Source organism: Kitasatospora sp. NBC_01539, assembly GCF_045040525.1.
GTDB lineage: Bacteria > Actinomycetota > Actinomycetes > Streptomycetales > Streptomycetaceae > Kitasatospora.
The window spans coordinates 6,027,684-6,044,691 of record NZ_CP109390.1 but is presented as its reverse complement, the minus strand read 5'-3'; the positions used below and the strand labels follow the sequence as shown (position 1 = coordinate 6,044,691).

At 70.6% G+C, this 17,008-nt stretch carries 16 protein-coding genes and 1 pseudogene; 16 read left to right on the top strand and 1 reads right to left on the bottom strand.

Features of this window, described 5'->3' with window-relative positions; translation table 11 throughout:
• Positions 1–66 precede the first annotated feature (66 nt).
• The gene (locus tag OG335_RS26200) at positions 67–813 is read right to left on the bottom strand and encodes a DNA-methyltransferase (RefSeq protein ID WP_405013564.1); all 747 of its coding nucleotides are present in this window, start codon (positions 811–813) and stop codon (positions 67–69) included.
• 584 nt (positions 814–1,397) lie between these two features.
• On the opposite strand from OG335_RS26200, the gene OG335_RS26195 reads away from it, so the two are divergent.
• From OG335_RS26195 to OG335_RS26120, 16 genes and pseudogenes are all read left to right on the top strand, one after another.
• Positions 1,398–2,537, top strand: a complete 1,140-nt coding sequence (locus OG335_RS26195) for a C40 family peptidase (protein ID WP_405013563.1) — start codon at positions 1,398–1,400, stop codon at positions 2,535–2,537.
• Positions 2,538–2,632: 95 nt separating this feature from the next.
• Positions 2,633–2,941: a DUF6112 family protein gene (locus OG335_RS26190; protein WP_153463742.1), complete on the top strand. Its 309-nt coding sequence runs from the start codon at positions 2,633–2,635 to the stop codon at positions 2,939–2,941.
• Positions 2,941–3,648: a hypothetical protein gene (locus OG335_RS26185; RefSeq protein ID WP_405013562.1), complete on the top strand. Its 708-nt coding sequence runs from the start codon at positions 2,941–2,943 to the stop codon at positions 3,646–3,648. Before OG335_RS26190 ends, OG335_RS26185 begins: the two co-directional genes overlap by 1 nt.
• A gap of 27 nt (positions 3,649–3,675) precedes the next feature.
• Complete coding sequence (locus OG335_RS26180) at positions 3,676–5,109, top strand: ATP-binding protein (RefSeq protein ID WP_405013561.1); 1,434 nt, start codon at positions 3,676–3,678, stop codon at positions 5,107–5,109.
• A gap of 141 nt (positions 5,110–5,250) precedes the next feature.
• Positions 5,251–6,708 (top strand): SCO6880 family protein, encoded by a 1,458-nt coding sequence (locus OG335_RS26175; protein WP_405013560.1) that lies wholly within the window; start codon positions 5,251–5,253, stop codon positions 6,706–6,708.
• 35 nt (positions 6,709–6,743) lie between these two features.
• Complete coding sequence (locus OG335_RS26170) at positions 6,744–7,196, top strand: DUF6238 family protein (protein ID WP_405013559.1); 453 nt, start codon at positions 6,744–6,746, stop codon at positions 7,194–7,196.
• A 33-nt stretch (positions 7,197–7,229) separates the two neighbouring features.
• The gene (locus tag OG335_RS26165; protein WP_405013558.1) at positions 7,230–8,729 is read left to right on the top strand and encodes an ATP-binding protein; all 1,500 of its coding nucleotides are present in this window, start codon (positions 7,230–7,232) and stop codon (positions 8,727–8,729) included.
• Positions 8,730–8,888: 159 nt separating this feature from the next.
• Positions 8,889–9,665 carry a hypothetical protein gene (locus OG335_RS26160; RefSeq protein ID WP_405013557.1) on the top strand — a complete coding sequence of 259 codons (777 nt, stop codon included), beginning with the start codon at positions 8,889–8,891 and terminating at the stop codon, positions 9,663–9,665.
• Positions 9,666–9,692: 27 nt separating this feature from the next.
• Positions 9,693–10,190 carry a hypothetical protein gene (locus tag OG335_RS26155; protein WP_405013556.1) on the top strand — a complete coding sequence of 166 codons (498 nt, stop codon included), beginning with the start codon at positions 9,693–9,695 and terminating at the stop codon, positions 10,188–10,190.
• 25 nt (positions 10,191–10,215) lie between these two features.
• Complete coding sequence (locus OG335_RS26150; RefSeq protein ID WP_405013555.1) at positions 10,216–10,650, top strand: hypothetical protein; 435 nt, start codon at positions 10,216–10,218, stop codon at positions 10,648–10,650.
• 102 nt (positions 10,651–10,752) lie between these two features.
• Positions 10,753–12,540 (top strand): type IV secretory system conjugative DNA transfer family protein, encoded by a 1,788-nt coding sequence (locus OG335_RS26145; protein ID WP_405013554.1) that lies wholly within the window; start codon positions 10,753–10,755, stop codon positions 12,538–12,540.
• Positions 12,537–13,460 (top strand): hypothetical protein, encoded by a 924-nt coding sequence (locus tag OG335_RS26140; RefSeq protein WP_405013553.1) that lies wholly within the window; start codon positions 12,537–12,539, stop codon positions 13,458–13,460. The genes OG335_RS26145 and OG335_RS26140 overlap by 4 nt, the downstream gene beginning before the upstream one ends.
• Before the next feature lie 36 nt (positions 13,461–13,496).
• Complete coding sequence (locus tag OG335_RS26135; RefSeq protein WP_405013552.1) at positions 13,497–13,715, top strand: hypothetical protein; 219 nt, start codon at positions 13,497–13,499, stop codon at positions 13,713–13,715.
• A pseudogene (locus tag OG335_RS26130) lies at positions 13,712–13,792 on the top strand (hypothetical protein); the annotation flags it as partial. The gene OG335_RS26135 and the pseudogene OG335_RS26130, both read left to right, overlap by 4 nt.
• A 115-nt stretch (positions 13,793–13,907) precedes the next feature.
• On the top strand, positions 13,908–14,537 hold the full coding sequence (locus OG335_RS26125; protein ID WP_405013551.1) for a DnaB-like helicase N-terminal domain-containing protein: 630 nt from the start codon (positions 13,908–13,910) through the stop codon (positions 14,535–14,537).
• Between the two features lie 1,039 nt (positions 14,538–15,576).
• Positions 15,577–16,806 carry a hypothetical protein gene (locus OG335_RS26120; protein WP_405013550.1) on the top strand — a complete coding sequence of 410 codons (1,230 nt, stop codon included), beginning with the start codon at positions 15,577–15,579 and terminating at the stop codon, positions 16,804–16,806.
• The last annotated feature ends 202 nt before the right edge of the window (positions 16,807–17,008 follow it).

Sequence of the window (17,008 nt, the reverse complement as noted above, 5' to 3'; positions counted from 1 at the left end):
TCGGCAACTCGATGCGGCAGCCGCCCTTTCGCGTCTGCTCTCTGCCGGCCCCGGCTGCCCCGGTTCTCACGCCTCGGGCCCGGCCAGGACGAAGTCGTCCTGGGTTAGTTCGGCTCGCAGCCGCTGTTCGGCGACGTCGGCATAGTGGCTGGAGAGTTCGACGCCGACGAACTTCCTGCCCTCCTTGAGGGCGGCGACGCCGGTCGAGCCGGAGCCGGTGAACGGGTCGAGGACGGTGCCGCCTTCGGGGCAGATCTGGACGAGCTGCTGCATGATCTCCACGGGCTTCTGGGTGATGTGGACCCGGTCCTTGCGGGGCTGCGAGGCGATGAAGTGTCCGGGGAGGTAGATCTCCCTGTTCTTGTTGAGGCTGCCCTTGACGCCCCAGGTGATGAACTCGGCGGACTGCTTGAAGCCGCCCTTGCGCGGGCGGCTGGCGGGCTTGATCCACGGGATCGTGCCGCACCAGGTCCAGCCGGCCATCTGGAGGGCGTCCGACGTGGTGGGCTCCTGCCTCCAGTCGGAGAAGACCATCGCGACGGAGTGCTCCTTCGAGGCTCGATATCCCTCGGTCAGCAGGGCGGTCAGCCAGGCGCGGTAGGAGCGCTGGTCGCGGTTCTCGCCGGGGAAGGTCTGCAGGTCGTGCGCGGAGCCGCTGGTCACGTACTTGGCGCGGGCGTCGCGGGCGGTGCGCTCGGAACTGGTACGTCCGCCGGAGTTGTACGGCGGGTCGGTGATCAAGGCGTCGACGCTCTCGTCGGCCAGGGTCTTCAGCACGGTGAGGGCGTCGCCTCGGTGCAGGGTGTAGCTCATGCGCGGGGCCTCTTTCAGGGCGTGACGGGACTGGGCCCACTCCGAGCAACGCCGATGCGGCAGCCGCTCGGAGTGGGGATGCGCCGGAGGTTAGCCGCGATGTCCGGCCGCACCTAATGAGGCAACCGGCCGGTTCCGGGGCCTGTTTCGGGGTCGTTTGGTGCGGCCGGAATCCGCGTCTAATGTCTGGCCTGTCACCGGGACGGAGCCCAACTCCACCCCCGCTGACCTGTGCCGATTCATGTTGCGCCGTCCAATTGCGGTGCACTGTCGGCGCATTCGAACCCCGACTCCGCGATCCGAGGAGAACCTCCGTGCACCGCCTGAGATTACGAGCGCGGCTGGCTGCCGCGCACGACCCGAGACCGGCGTCCGGGAGCTACCAACTCCCCTGACCCGGGCCCGCCTTCATGAGGCGGATTCACAACGGCGCGGTGCCGGCGGCTTTGCACGAGAAGTCGGCACCGCGCTTCCTACGACTCGCGAGGAGCCGCTGCGATGCAGCATGCGCTGATACACCCGCCGCCGTTCCCGACCCTTCGTCCGGTCAAGGCCGTTCACGCCGTTGACTGTTGGTGGCGGCGATGAAGAAGACTGCCGGGGCCGTTGTCGGCCTCGCCGCCGCCGGCCCGCTGATGCTGGCTGTTCCGGTACTCGTCGCGGCAGCCGGATCCGCCGCCGCAGCCACGTCCTGCTCCAACGGCGGTACACAGGCTGTGGATACATCGGCGGTGGCCGCTCAGGTGAAGGCGATTCTGGACGGCGGCGACAAGAGCACCGTTGCGGTGCCGGGGCTGGACAACCCGGCCGAGCAGGTGCCCAACGCCAAGACGATCCAGGCCACCGGCGTCGCGATGCACATCCCGGTCCGGGGGCAGATCGTGGCGCTGGCGACCTCTCTACAGGAGAGCGGCCTGCGAAACCTCACCTACGGGGACCGCGACAGTCTGGGCCTGTTCCAGCAGCGGCCCTCCCAGGGCTGGGGCACCGCGGAGCAGATCCTGGATCCGGTGCACGCGAACACCGAGTTCTACTCGGCACTCCAGCAGGTCTCGGGCTGGGAGTCGATGACCGTCACCCAGGCCGCTCAGGCGGTGCAGCGGTCGGGCTATCCGGACGCCTACGCCAAGTGGGAACCGCTGGCCACCGCGCTGCAGAAGGCGATCGAGCCGCTGCTCGCCAAGACCGGCGCCACGCCGAGTCCCAGCCCTGCCGCCGGAGGCAGCCCCCCTCCGGCACCGACCGGCGGCTGCACGGGCGGTGGGGACGGCTCCGGCTTCGGGACCATCCCTCCGGGCACTCTGCCGGCCGGGTACACGATCCCGGCCGATGCCCCGCCCCAGGTGCAGACCGCGATCCGTTGGGCGTTGGGGCAGCTCGGCACGCCGTACCAGTGGGGCGGCAGTTGTACCGACCCGCACGGGCCGGACCCGATGGGTCGGTGCGACTGCTCTGCGCTGATGCAGGCGTCCTACCGCGCTGCAGGGGTCACGCTCGGGCGGACGACCTACGAACAGGTCACCGGGGGCCAGCCTGTCTCCCTCGATTCCCTCAAGCCGGGTGACCTGCTGTTCACCGAGGGGTCGGCCCAAGCCCCGGATCACGTGGGCATGTTCATCGGCTCGGGCCTTGTGGTTCAGGCCCCGCACACCGGCGACGTGGTCAAGATCTCGACCCTCGCCGACTGGAAGCCGCAGGTTCTCGCGGCCCGCCGAGTCGTCTGACCGGCGCTTTCTCCCCTCCCCCCTTCCCGCTCCGCCGCACCGCCTCCTTCCCCGATCCGGGCTGGCGCGTGCACTGAATCGAACTGGAGTTCGTAATGTTTCTCGCCGACAAGGCCATCCAGCTCGCCTACGACCCGGGCATCCAGCCGAACGAGGGCGGTCTGCCCGGCCTCGCGGTCCTCAAGCAGGTGATGGGCTCGATCAACTTGTTCGGGATCATCGCCGTGGTCGGCGCGCTCGCCGTGAGCGCCGGTGTGTGGGCGTGGGGCCACCACTCGGGCGGTCACCAGGCCGAGGCCAACGGCAAGAAGGGCGTCTTGGTCTCCGCCGGCGCGGCGCTGCTGCTCGGCGCCGCAAATGGCGTGGTCGCGTTCTTCTCGACGCTCGGCGGTCAGGTCCACTGATGCGCGAGCGTTCCTTTGCCGCTGACCGCAGTGGCAACCCCGGCGGCGCATCTCGCGTGCGCCGCCGGGCTCTGCTCGGCACGGCCGTCCTGGCCGTGCTCGTCGCCCTCGCCGGCCTGTTCGCCTACCTCACCCGCGACGGCAGGGCGCCCGCCAAGGGCCCTTCTGCCCCGCAGAGTTCGGCCCCCTCTCCTTCTGCCCTGCCTTCCGCGACCGCGGCTTCGGCCGCACCCGGTGGTCGCGCTGCCCTGCCCGCTCCGCCCGCCACGCAGGATCCGATCGCCTTCGGCAAGGCGGCGGCCTCGGCGCTGTGGTCGTACGACACCCGCTCCGACGCCCAGCCCGAGCTGCTGGCCGCGCTGCACACGTGGATGTCGCCGGAAGCCAAGTACGCGGACACCGCCTCCGTGGATGCCCTGGTGCCCTCGCCCGTGCTCTGGGGCCGGATGGCCGACAACGGCCAGTTCGCGACCGCGAGCGTGGACCAGGCGCACTTCCCGGCCTCCTTCACCCAGGCTCTGCAGGGCGACCCGGGGGCGATCAAGCAGGCGTACGTCTACGCCGTCACCGTCTCCGGGCAGCAGTCGATCGGCTGGAACGGCTCGCCCGCCGGCGGCGCCGAGGCCCGCTCGACGACTCTCGCGGTGCAGTGCCGCCCGTCCCAGAACTGCACGCTCGCCGGCGTCTTCCCCTCCGTCTCCCCCTGACCACCGCCCCCGAAAGGAGGTGCCCCCATGGGTGTCTGCGACCTTCCCCTGATGAGCCAGGTCTGCGACGCGGCCAACTTCGTCTCCGATCCCGGCAAGTCGATCACCGACGGCATCGGCGCGTGGATCGCCAAGTCCGCCGGTGAGCTCGCCGCGAGTGCGGCCGACCTGGCCGCCAAGGCCGTCAACGCGACCACCAGCATCGACCTCAACGCTCCCTGGTTCCGTGACAACTACGCGCTGCTGCTGCCCATCGGACTGTCGATCATCGTCGGCACGTTCTGCATCCAGCTGATGTTCGCCGCCTGGCGCCGGGACGAACGCGCCCTCGCCCAGGCCGCGATCGGCACCATGACCGGCGTCCTGTTCTCCTTCTGCGCGATCTCCTTCACCAGCGTGGCTATCACCGTCGTGGATGCGTTGAGCGACGGCCTGTTCCAAGCCGCCAACACCTCCGTGGAAGACGCGATCCGCCGTGTCGTCAAGGTGAACGAACTCGGCGCGATGTACGGACTCGGCTGGGGCGTACCGTCGATGGTGGCCCTGGGATGCGCGATCGGCGCCTTCCTCTACTGGTGCACGATGGTGGCCCGCAAGGTCGGCGTCCTGATCCTGGTCGCCCTCGCGGTCTTCGCCGGCAGCGGCGGCGGCTGGGAGGTCGCCAAGCGCTGGCGCCGTGGCTGGATCGAGGCCACCGCCACCCTGGTCGTGTCGAAGCTGCTGATGACCGTGGTGTTCCTGATCGGCGTCTCCGCGATGGGCAAGAGCGATGCCAAGGACGGCATGTCGGCCCTCTCGGACGCGATGGCCGGCATCGTCGTGATGGTCCTCGTCCTCCTCTGCCCGTACGCCACCTACAAGTTCGTTCACTGGGCGACGGACAACGGCGGGCACGACGACCTGCACCGCACCGGCGTCGCCGGGGTGGCGGTCGCCGCAGGAGCGGCCAAGACCGCGGCGAGCATGGCGATGCAGGTGGGCACCGGAACGCCCGCACCTCAGGGCCCCGCCAAGGTTCCGGGCATGGGCCAGGACGGTGTCGCCTCCGGGATCGACCCCTCCGGGCGGTTCAGCAAGGAAGGCATCGACGCCGGACCGCCGAGCACGCCGAGCACCTTCCGCTTCGGCGAGAACCCGAGCGCTGGCGGTGACCGAGGTCGCGCCCTCATCCAGCGTCCGGGAATCCCCGCACTCATCACCCGGGCACCCGCAGCTGGTGACGGCGGCGGCTCGGAGTCGGGTGATTCCACGGCATCAGGGGGCGCTGCCGGCCAGAGCACCGCACCGTCGGCCCAGGGCTCACCGGTCAGCCGACCGTCGGGCACCACCGGTCACGTTCCAGGCTCCTCGGGCTCCGCGCCGAGCAGCCCCCCGGCTCCGCCAACTGGTGGACCCTCCCCGCAGGGATCACCTTCCCCGCAGCGCTGGGTCTTCCCCCAGCAGCCACCTGCCGGGTCCTGACCGCTCACCTCCTCGGGGCGGGCTGCTGACCGCCAGGCCACAGCCCGCCCCTCCTCCCCCGAACAGGAGTTCCGCCATGGCTTCCAGAAGAGCGCCGCGACCGCCGCCTCCATCCGCCCGCTCGCACCCCCTGGATCCCTGATGTCTGACACCTCCCTGGCCACCGTGAAGTTCCCGCACCGCTCCAAGCGCGGCATCCTGCTGGGTCTGACCGCCGCCCAGCTGATCGTCGCCTCCCTCACCGGCCTTCTCCTGCTCGCCATCGTCCTCACCCGTGGCGTGGTCGGCGCGCTCGAGCTCATCCCGTTGTGGGCCGCCGTCGCGCTGTTCGTCCTCGTTCGCCACCGTGGTCGCTCGCTCGCCGACTGGGCGCCGATTGTCACCCGCTACGCGCTGCGGCGAATGCGCGGACAGCTGGTCTGGCTCGCCCGGCCCTCCCGGCGGCCGGTGCGCGAGGGTCTGCTGCACTTGCCCGGCACCGCCGCGAGCCTTCGGGTGGTGACCGCCCCCGACCGCCGGTACGGCGCGGTCCACGACCCGCGCGCCGGGACGCTGACCGCGGTCGTCAAGGTCAGCAGCCGCGCCTACGCGCTGCTCGACCCCGCCACGCAGAACACCAACGTCGGCGTGTGGGGACGGGCCCTGGCGGCGCTGGCCCGTACCGGGCACATCGCCCGCATCCAGGTGATCGAGCGCACGATGCCGGCCTCGGGCGATGCGCTTCGGCGGTACTGGGAGAAGACCGGCAACCCGGATGCGCCGGTCGCCGGTGAGATCTACAGCGAGCTGGTCAAGAACGCCGGCCCGGCCGCTGCCCCGCACGAGGCGTACGTGGCCATCTCTCTGGACTTCAAGGCAGCGCGGCGGCTGATCAACCAGGCCGGCGGTGGCCTCGCTGGGGGCTTCTCGGTCCTGGCCCAGCTGACCGCCACCTTTGACCAGGCCGCCCGCACCGCAGGGCTCAACCCGGTCGGCTGGCTGTCCGCCACCGAGATCGCCGCCGTGGTGCGCACCGCGTACGACCCCAAGGCTCTGACCGGGCTGGAGCGCTGGTCGGCCTCTGGCCGCCCGGAGGCCGACCCCGCTGCCGCCGGCCCCGTGGTCGTGGTCGAGCGCGCCGGGCACATCGCCACCGACTCCGCCGTGCACTCCACCTACTGGGTGGAGAACTGGCCCCGCACGGAGACCAGCCCTGGGTTCCTGCACCAGCTGCTGTTCAGCGGCGGGGTCCAGCGCACCCTGTCCCTGGCATATGAGCCCAAGGGTCTGGACGCGGCGATGCGCGACGTGCAGCGCAAGAAGGCCAGCATCATCGCGGACTCGGCCGAGCGCGCCCGCCGCGGCCAGGTCGACAGCGAGGCCGACTCGGTCGAGTACCAGGACGTCAAGCAGCGCGAGCGCCAGCTCATCGCCGGCCACGCCGACGTCGCCCTGACCGGCCTGCTGACGGTGAGCGCCGACACCGAGGACGAACTGCGCTCGGCCTGCGCCGTCGTAGAGACCGCCGCCGTCGCCGCCCAGCTCGACCTGCGCCCGCTCACCTGGCAGCAGGCCGAGGCGTTCACCGCCGCTGCCCTGCCCCTCGCGCTCGCCGCCTGAACCACCACCCTCATCTCCCTGGAAAGAGCACCGCCATGCCCCGCACCACCACTCCCCTCGCGGAGGACTTCCTTCCCTTCGCGACCGCGGCGGTCGACTTCCACCGCACGCTCAACATCCCCGCCGGCCCCCTGGTCACCTCACGCACCGAGCTGGACAGCCTGCACGCCCACCTCGTCTCCCTCCACGCCCTGCTCGACGCCCACGCCGGCCGCACCGGAGCACTCGTGCCGATCGAGGGCGAGCAGCTGCGGGCCGCCCGCACCCGGATCTGGCAGGCGGCCGACCACGTGCACGCCGCCTACCACTGCGCTCCCCGGCCCGGCAGCGGCGAGGTGCCCGACCGCGAGGCGTCCCAGGCCGGGCTGCCCGAAGGCGCGCCCGAGCTGACGATCTGCCAGCGCCACCAGCGCACCGCGCACCGCGTTCGGCGCCAGACCACCCCGGCCGACCTGCACGCCCCCTTCACCGGCCTCGTCCGCCGCTGACCCTCTCCCCCCGCCCCATCGGAGCCCACCGCCATGCCCAAGACCCGCGCCAGCGCCAGCCCCCTGTTCGTCCCCCGCAAGTCCTCCCGCGCCGAACTTCGCTCCGCCCGCCGCGACTTCGACCGGGCGCGCCGCCAGGCCCGTCTCGCCGAGGCTCCGCCGGAACGCGAGGAGGAGGGGCTCGATCCGGAGCTCCGGGCGACCTACCCGCCAGCAGGTCGACCGGGTCCGGCCTCCGCCCGGGGCGGGAAGGTGCGCCTGCCCGCCCACCGCATGACCACCGCTGTGGCGAGCGGCGCCTATCCCTTCCTCGCGGAGGGTGGCCTGGGCTCGGAGGGGATCTTCATCGGCCGGGACGTCCACTCGGAAGGCTCGTTCTGCTACGACCCGTTCAGCCTCTACAACAGCGGCAAGGTCGAGTGCTTCACGAACCCGAACGCCGTGCTGGCCGGGATCATCGGCATGGGCAAGTCCGCTCTCGCCAAGTCGATAGCGACCCGTGCCATCGCCCACAACTACCGCGTGTACGTGCCGTCCGACCCGAAGGGCGAGTGGACGGCGGTCGCCCAGGCCCTCGGCGGGCAGACCATCGCGCTCGGTCCTGGCCTGAAGGGCAGGCTCAACCCGCTCGACGCCCCCGCACGGCCGGACGGCGTGAGCGAGCAGGACTGGGCGGGCGAGGTCCGCAAGCGCCGCCTCATGCTGCTGGCCGGCCTCGCCCGCACGGTGCTGGGGCGCGACCTGCTGCCGATGGAGCACACCGCCCTCGACCTCTCGCTGGACCTGGTCGTCGCCGACGCCCAAGCGCGCGGCACGGTACCGCTGCTCGGCGAAATCGCGCACACCCTCGGCTCGCCCGAGCGCCTCGATGCCGCGCTCGGCGAGCAGGGCGGGCGGATGGGCCCAGCCGCCGAGGACCTCGCCCACGCGCTACGGCGTCTGGTACACGGCGACCTGTCCGGGATGTTCGACGCCCCGAGCACGTTCACCTTCGACCCAAGCGTCCCGATGCTGACGATCGATCTCTCGCGTTTGGGCGGCAGCGGCGACGACACCGCGCTCGTTCTCGCGATGACCTGCGCCAGCGCCTGGATGGAGTCCGCTCTCGCCGACCCGCATGGCGGCCGGAGGTGGGTGATCTACGACGAGGCGTGGCGGGTGATGCGCCATGTCGGCCTGCTGGAGCGGATGCAGAGCCAGTGGAAGCTGTCGCGCGGGCTGGGAATCGCCAACCTGATGGTGATCCACCGGCTGTCCGATCTGCTGTCCGCCGGCGACGCGGGCTCGCGCGGCCGGGTCCTAGCCGAGGGCCTGCTCGCCGACTGCAGCACGCGCATCATCTACCGCCAGGAGAGCGACCAGCTCGCCACCGCCGCCTCCCTGCTGGGACTGACCGGCGTCGAGACCCAGGCGGTGGCCGCACTCACCCGAGGACGCGGCCTGTGGAAGGTCGCCGGGCGGAGCTTCATCACCCAGCACATCCTCCACCCGGCCGAGAAGTCGCTCTTCGACACCGACGCCCGAATGGCCTGAAAAGCCGATGAGTTCGCGAATCCCGAGGCTCTGCGGCGCCAACGTCCCGGACCGGATGACCCATCCCAGCCCCCCGAGGTCCCCTGTTGAACCGCACCGGCAGATCCCGCCCCAGTCCCGCGCTCTACCCCAATCCCCCGCCCCTCGAATGGACCTGCCATGCGCGACCCTGAGCTCGACCACGCCCGCTTCCAACCGGATATCGCCATCGGCCGCGACCCCGAACTGGGGATCTGCGCTGCCAATCCGCGCCAACTCGCTGGCGCTGACTGGACGCTGGAACGCCTCGGATTCGAGCGTGTCCCCGGTAGCAAGGTCATGTACGCCCTGACCGACCAGCACCGCGACGGCCAGGTCCGCGCTACCACCGCTGTGGACATGCTCCGAACTGCCGGCTACACCGTGCGGGCCGATGACGGCTTCGACCCGGAGCCGGCCTCCACCCGCTGGCTGGTGAACGGGCGCTCCGAGCCGGACGTCGCGTTCGCCGAGCACTCGATGCTCGGCGTCATCGCTGCCACCGCCGACACCGTCAACGCTGTTGAGCGCGGCGGAGCGATCCTCGAAGCGCACGGCTGGAGCTTCTGCCACGAGCTGGACGTCTACACCCTGCCCGCCGCCACCGAGCGCGGTGAGGCGTTCGGCAAGCTCGCCCGCGCCACGGCGGCGATGCAGCGGGCGGGTGACCTTCAGGTAGCCGTCCAGCCGCAGCTCGCTGAGGCCGCCACTCGCCGCCAGCTGGCGCCGGAAGCAGCGCTGCGGCGCGAGAGCGGCCAGGGCTTCACCACCCACCGATTCCCGCTCAACGCTGCGGCCCTCGCAGCGAGTCCGGCCCGAAACGGGGTGCCGGGCAGGGCGCCGATCGCCGAGCCCATTACCCCCGCACCCCCCGCGCGTCCCGTGGACCCGCGCATTGCCTTCGCCCGCAAGCACTGACCCCAACTCCCCCAAGGAACAGTCCCCATGGCCGTGAAGAAGATCTGGAAGATCACCCACTCCTGCGGGCACGAGACCGAGCGCGACCTTTCCAGTCGCCCGGCCGACCGGCGCGCCGGCTACGCCGAGTGGCTCGCCAAGCAGGAGTGCACCGACTGCTGGCGCGCCTCAAAGGAGGGCGACGAGCAGGACAAGGCCGCCTGGCTGGCGGCTAAGCGTGCCGAGGAACAGGCCGAATCGGACGCCTGGTCCGAGCAGTACCGCATGCCGCCGCTGGAGGGCACCGACCGCGCCGTCGCCTGGGGCGTGCGGTGCCGGCACCAGATCCTGTCCGCCGCCTACACCGCACTCGTACTCGAGGGCGAGATGACCGAGGCCGAGTGGGAGGGGATCGAGGACCCTGCCCGCACCATCACCCGCGCCGGCTGGTGGATCGACCAGCGCGCCTCCGAGCCCGCAGACCTGACCGAGCTGCTGGAGGCAGCGACGGAGCAGGACCGGCCCGTGGAGAACCCCCACTTCTGACCGAAACCATCTCAAGGAGCATCCGATGGGAAACCTCGCAGACGACCGCGGCACCGATGTCGAGATCTACCGCAGTGCCGACGGCCAGATCCGGGCCGACGCCCGCACCGACGCCCCAGGGCTCATCGACCGCACCCTTCGCCCGTTCGGCTTCACCGCCCCACTCGACGCCGGCAACCCCGCCTCCTACGGCCTCCAGCCGAATCAGCCCCGCGCCGACCAACCTCTCGCCGCGTCCGGTGCAGCCGGCCTTCTGAACGACTCCCTGCACCAGGTCGCCATCGAGCAGCAGTTGGTCGTCGGCTACATCTGCAGCGACACCATCGTCCGGCCCGACGGGCAGCGGCTCGCCGCCGCACGGCAGACCTCCCCGGCCGCCGCACAGTCCAACGCCACTTCCCAACCGCCCACCGCCGCTGCCGCACCGGCCCTCACGGCGCCCCAGCAGCGCAAGCGCTGAAACGTTCCCTCTCCCTCGACCAGCAAAGGAGCTGGCCCGTGATCCGCAGCAGAGCCGAGCGCGCCCCGCCCCTCCGCCCGCTCGCCAACCCCTGGAACTCCCATGCCCGCTCCGCGCACCAGCGCGCCGTCAACCACCACCGGCACCGACGCGCTCCTCTACCTCCTCTTCGGCCTCCTCGGCGCCGCCCTCGCCTTCGGCTCCTTCGCCTGGCTGACCGGCAACCTCACCAACTCCCTCGTCGGCATCGGTCCCTGGACTGCGTTCAAGCCGGTCGACGCCCTCCTGCACCCGCACGTCCTGTGGCCGCACCTCGCGCCGACCACCCTGCAGATCGGGGCGAGGATCATCCCGGGCCTGCTCACTGCCCTCCTCGCCGGAATCGCGCTCGGCGTGGTGCTGCGATGGCGCGGCGGAGCGCGGAACGGGCTTGCCAGCAAGGCCGATCTCGCTCCACTGCTGGACAAGGAGATCACCGCCAAGGCGAAGAGCCTGCGGCCGAGCCTGTCCGGCCGGAAGCCCAAGGAGATCGCGCCGGCCGACCGGGGCATCCTCGTCGGCACCCTCTCGCCCGGCCGGGCGGAAGTCCGCGGCTCCTGGGAGGACGTGTTCGTCGCGATCATGGCCCCGCGCAGTGGCAAGACGTCCGGCCTGGCGATCCCCGCCATCCTCTCCGCCCCCGGGCCCGTGCTGCTGACCAGTAACAAGGCGGCCAACGACGCGTTCACCGCAACGGTCGGCCCGCGCGCGAAGGTCGGCACCATCTGGACGCTCGACCCGCAGCAGATCGCGCACCACCCGCGCGAGATGTGGTGGGACATCCTGGCCGACGCCCGCGATCTCGCCGGCGCCAAGCGCCTGGCCGGGCACTTCGCCGCGGCCAGCGTGGACGAGTCCAACGGCAGCGACTTCTGGAGCACCGCCGCGAGCAACACCCTCGGCGCGCTCTTCCTGGCCGCAGCCGCCTTCCGGCGACCGATCACCGACGTCCTCGCCTGGCTTGCCTCCCCGGCGGACCGCACCCCGGTGGACCTGCTGACCGACGCGGGCCACCACGCGGTCGCCGCCCAGCTCCAGGGCACGGTGTCCGGCGCGACGGAAACCCGTGACGGCATCTACGAGACCGCGCGGCAGTACGCGAGCTGCCTGCTGGATCCGGAGATCGCCGCCTGGGTCACCCCCACGCCTGGCCTGCCCGAGTTCAAGCCCGCCGACTTCGCGACCTCCCGCGACACCCTGTACCTGCTCAGCAAGGACGGCGGCGGCAACGCCGGGGCGATCATCGCGGCTGCGGCCGACGCGGTGATGCGCGCGGCGGTCATCGTCGCCGAGCGCTCCGGCGGTCGGCTCGACCCGCCCGCGCTGTGCGTCCTGGACGAGGCCGCCAACGTCTGCCGGATCAGCGATCTCCCGGACCTGTACTCGCACCTGGGCAGCCGGGGCGTGATCCCGATGACGATCCTGCAGTCCTACCGGCAGGGACAGAAGTGCTGGGGCGTGGCCGGCATGGACTCGCTGTGGAGTGCCGCCACCGTCAAGATCATCGGCAGTGGCATCGACGACAGCGACTTCGCGGACAAGCTGTCGCGCCTGATCGGCGACCACGACGTGCAGACCACCTCCGTCTCCACCAGCGACGGCGGCAAGTCCACGTCCGTGTCGATGCGCACCGAGCGGATTCTGCCCCCGGACGCCATCCGCGCCCTCCCCAAGGGCCAGGCGCTCCTGTTCGCGACCGGCCTGCGGGCCGCGATGCTCGAGCTTCGGCCCTGGTTCAAGGAGCCTTCCGCGAAGGAGATCGGCCCGGCTTCGGTCCTGGCCACGCGGGCGATCACCGAGCGGGCCATCGCCAAGACCGCCGGCCGCGACGACTTCGGGCTCGCGTCGTGAGCGCCCCGCGGCTGCGCTCGCTGTCGCTAGGCGCGGGGGTCCAGTCGACCTGTCTTCTGCTCCTGGCCGCCGAGGGCCATCTCCCCGGCCTGGACGTGGCGATCTTCGCCGACACGGGCTGGGAGCCCCGCTCCGTCTACGCCCACCTTGACCGGATCGAGTGGGAGATCGCGAAGCCCGCCGGCATCCCGATCCTGCGGGTGTCCTCCGGCAACATCCGCGACGACGCCCTCGACCCCTCCAAGCGGTTCGCTTCGATGCCGCTGCACATCCTCAACCCCCAAGGCACCGAAGGGCTTTCACGTAGGCAGTGCACGGGCCAGTACAAGATCCGGCCGATCAAGGAGCAGGTCCGCCGGCTGCTCGGCCACCCGCACCCGCAGCGCGTTCCCGCCGGGGTCTTCGTCGAGCAGTGGATCGGCATCAGCACGGACGAGGTCCACCGGGCCAAGGACGCCGACGTCGCCTACATGAGGAACCGCTTCCCGCTGATCGAGCTGGGTTTCTCCCGCTCGGACTGCGTGCGGTTGCTGCGCTCGCGGGGCTTTGGTTCGACCCCGAAGAGTGCGTGTCTTGGTTGTCCGTACCACGGCAACTCCCAGTGGCGGCAGCTGCGCGACGGCTCGCCCGAGGAGTGGCAGGACGTCGTGGAGTTCGACGCGGCGATCCGCAAGGGCAACGCGCGGGCGACCGCGCAGGGCACCCCGCTGCTCGGCCAGGCGTATCTGCACCGCTCCCGCCGCCCGCTCGACCAGGCGCCGATCGACCGGGTCACCGCCCACGAGTGGTCCGGGCGCCAGGGCGACATCTTCGACGCCATCGCGGACGCCGAGCTGGAGGCCGGCGACCCGGACGGCTGCTCGCCCTGGGCCTGCCGCTCCGGCTCCCCGGTGGCTGACGGATTCGACCTCATCGCCTGAACTCCCCTCCCCTACACCACTTTTCCGGAGTACCCGATGTCCTCGAAGAACCCCACATCGCCCGTTCCCCGCTCGGAGCGCCTGGCCGGATCGCCGGTCGTCCGTCGGGGCGGCCAGTGGTGGCTGGTCACCGGCAGCGGAGCGATCCTGTCCACCGACCCGGTCTTCACCGGCGAGCTGGACCGCTTCGCCGCCGCGATGGCCGCCGCCGACCAGGCCGTCGCCGAGCTGCGCGCCGCCCGGAGCGAGCGGTGAAGCCGCTGCTGCGGGCTGAGCAGTCGGTGCTCGGCGCCGTCCTGCTCGACCCCGGTCAACTCGCCTCGCTGGCCTGGCTCGAACCGGGCCACTTCTACCGGCCCGCCCACCGGGCGCTGTTCGACGCGATGCGAGCTGCACCGCGCCGGCCAGCCCGTACTGGACGCCAAGGGCAACGTCCCGCTGGAGTGGGTGACCGACACCGTGGCCAAGGCGGGCCGCAACATCCGTGGCCTGAGCCCGAGTTACGCGCACACGCTGATCGCGGCCTGCCCCCGCCCCGGGCACGCCGCGATGTACGGACGGATGGTGCTGGAGGGCGCGATCCACCGCACGGTGACCGAGCACGCCGTACGCCTGCACAAGGCCGCCCGCGCCGACGCCCTCCAGGGAGAGGTCGACGGCGCGCTCCACCAGGCCGACGTCCTGGCCGGCGTGCTCGCCGACCTCGCCCGCCGCTGGGGAACGGAGCCCCGCCCCGTCGCACCCGCCGGTTCGCGGATGGCCGAGGCCGTACCCGTTCCAGCTGCCACAGAGCAGGCGCTCCAGGACGAGCAGTTCCTGCTCTCCATACTGGTGAACCAGCCTGCGGCGATGAGCGAGGTCGTCGGCTGGCTGCGGCCCGGCGACTTCGCCGAGTCCGGCCACGGCCAGCTCTACCGCTGCCTGGGCGCTGCACCATCGCGGCGAACCGGTCGACCAGCTCACCGTGCTCTGGGAGGCCCAACGGCGCGGCCTGCTGGCGGAGGGCACGCTCACCGACGAGCAGGTGCACGGCATCTGCGAGGGTCTCGGCGTCGGCTCGGCCGAGTTCCTCGGTGAGCAGATCATGCGTTCCTCGCTGACGCGAACGGCCGCCGCCTCCGCCAGCGCGATCAGGGTCCTGGTCGAGGACGAGGCGCTGGCGCCCGGTCGGGTCATCGGTCACGCCCTGCATGCCCTGGGCCCGCTCGACGAGGTCAGGTCCCGCTGGCGGACCGCGGCCGACGATCCCCCTGCCGCTCCCGTGCCGACTGCGGCAGATCCTGCGCCCTCGGTGCGAATCGACGCGGCCCTGGCCCGAAGCCGGCTGCAGCGCCCAGTCCACCCGGGCTCCGCCACGCCATCAGCGCGTGCACGGCCGACCAGCCGCTCCCCCTCCCGCAGCCAGTCCTGACCAGCAATAGGCACCGCCCCTATGCCCTCTCAGATCGGTGTCATTTCCTCAGGCTGTCCAGCAGGCTGCAACGCGGCCCGGGGCGTGACGAACCTGCATCGGTAACCATCCGTTCCACCCACTCACCCACCTTCACTGCCCGCTCGATACGGCTGACGATGTCCTTCAATGTCAAGGTTCACCTCCCCAGTAGCTCTCGCTGGAGTGCGACGATCTTCACCCTCGCCGAGGTGGACCGACTGATGAGGAGATGGGAGCGGATCGGAGAAGCGGTAGCAGGCCGGTGCTTCCGGTAGTCTTACGGGCTGATCGTTCGAGTTGAGCAACCGATCGCGTTGATGACCGCCGGTCTGCCGACCGGCGCGGTCCAGCCGTCGCCAGCATCGTCAACTATATGGCGAGTTGACACTTCGGCTGATCAGTGCAGACCCCCCACCGACTGAGACTGTGCCAGGCGGTCTGAGACCCTACAGTTCCTGTTGACGTGCAGCGCAGGTTGCGCGGACACGCCGTTGCACTTTGCGTGATCTCGGCCGTGTCGCCGCGGTCACGATAAGTAGGTTGCACGCGAACGTTCCAAGCGTCGTCGCCGCCAAGCGCCTGCGGGACTACGGACGGGTTGATCAGCCCATAATTGGAGTCAGTGCCGAGCGACCCGGCGCATCGTACCCGCCCCGGGTGCACTCACCGCGATCGGAGAACATCGTGAAGAACAGCGCGTGGTGGCGAGTGGTCGACAACGAGAGTGGTACCCAGTCCATCGTCAGCACGCCCTCCGAGGCGGTCGCGTTCGTCAACAGCCGGTTCGACACCGATGACAACGACGAGCCGTTCAGCATCACCAAGGTCGGCCCTCTCCTTCCGAAGCCGCTCGGGGTCATCACCGCATGGGCGGCCAAGAAGGACGACGAGCGAACCGACGGGCGTACTGCGCCGATCATCATCAGGCCGGTTGTGACGGATAACGCCATCGAGTGCGCTGATGTCGTGCTCTGGGGCGACGTGTATGTCTCGTGGGACCACGACATGTACACCCTCGAGGGGCCGGACGGCTCCGAGTACAGCGAGGCTGACAGCGCAGCCGAGTTGAGCGAGATCCTCGACGAGTACGCCGGCGACTACGAGTACGTGCCTGAAGGGTCTGACAGTCACACACGGCCGAACCCGCGAGAGTTGATCCGCTACGGCGCCCAGGAGTGTGCCGACCGGTGCGGGCACCTTGACGACGACGCGCTGCTGTGGCTCGCCGCCACCCGGATCACGCTCGCCCTGTGGCGCAACACACCCGTCGAGAACTGGCATGCCGGGAAGAGTCCGCTGCACGACGGCACGATGATGCGGATCAACGCGGCAACCACCCGGATCGTGCGCTCGATGCTGTCGTTCGACCATGTCGACTGGATCGCTGTCGGTCTCGCGATCGTCAACCCGTCTCGGGTTCTACCGACCGGGCAGTCCGTGCTCGAGCTCGGGCTGGCCTGCCACAACCCTGATGACCCGGCGCACGAGGTTGATCCGCGAGAAGAGCTCGCGGAGATGGCACAGGGCGCGATCGATTGGGGTCGAACGTACCGCCTTCGCGAGAATGAGTTCGGCCTGCGAACCCTGATCGAATTCTTCTGCGCCTTCGACAACGGCTGGTTCGGAGCACCGAGTTGGGGGCGCATCGTTGATCGGTTCCTTACGGCTGTCGACGACCGGGAGAATGCGCACTGGCGCATGCACCGGGACGAGCCTTGGTTCGACGAGTGGTTCACCAACCGCCCGGCCGACATTGCGGACACCACGGAATTTCGTCGGCTGCTCCATGCCGGACCCGACCTGCTGTCCGAGGAGGCCGCTGAATGGTGCGTGGAAGGTGCCATCGGCTACGTCTGCCAGGACGACCACGCGAACGGCTGCCCACGATGCGGTATCCCGCTGGCAACGGAGTGAGCTGCCCCGAGTTTCATGGAGTCCGTGATCGTGTGTTCAGGCGGACAGCAGGACGGCTTCCTGATGTTCCCCCGCTGACCTGGACAGCTTGATACTGGGACGGATGGTCCCGGAGGAAGCAGCCCAGGTAGTGAGCAAGCAGAGCAACAGGAGCAAGTGAGTGTCGCCCACTGCAATCGACAGCACGTTTGTGGTTATCACC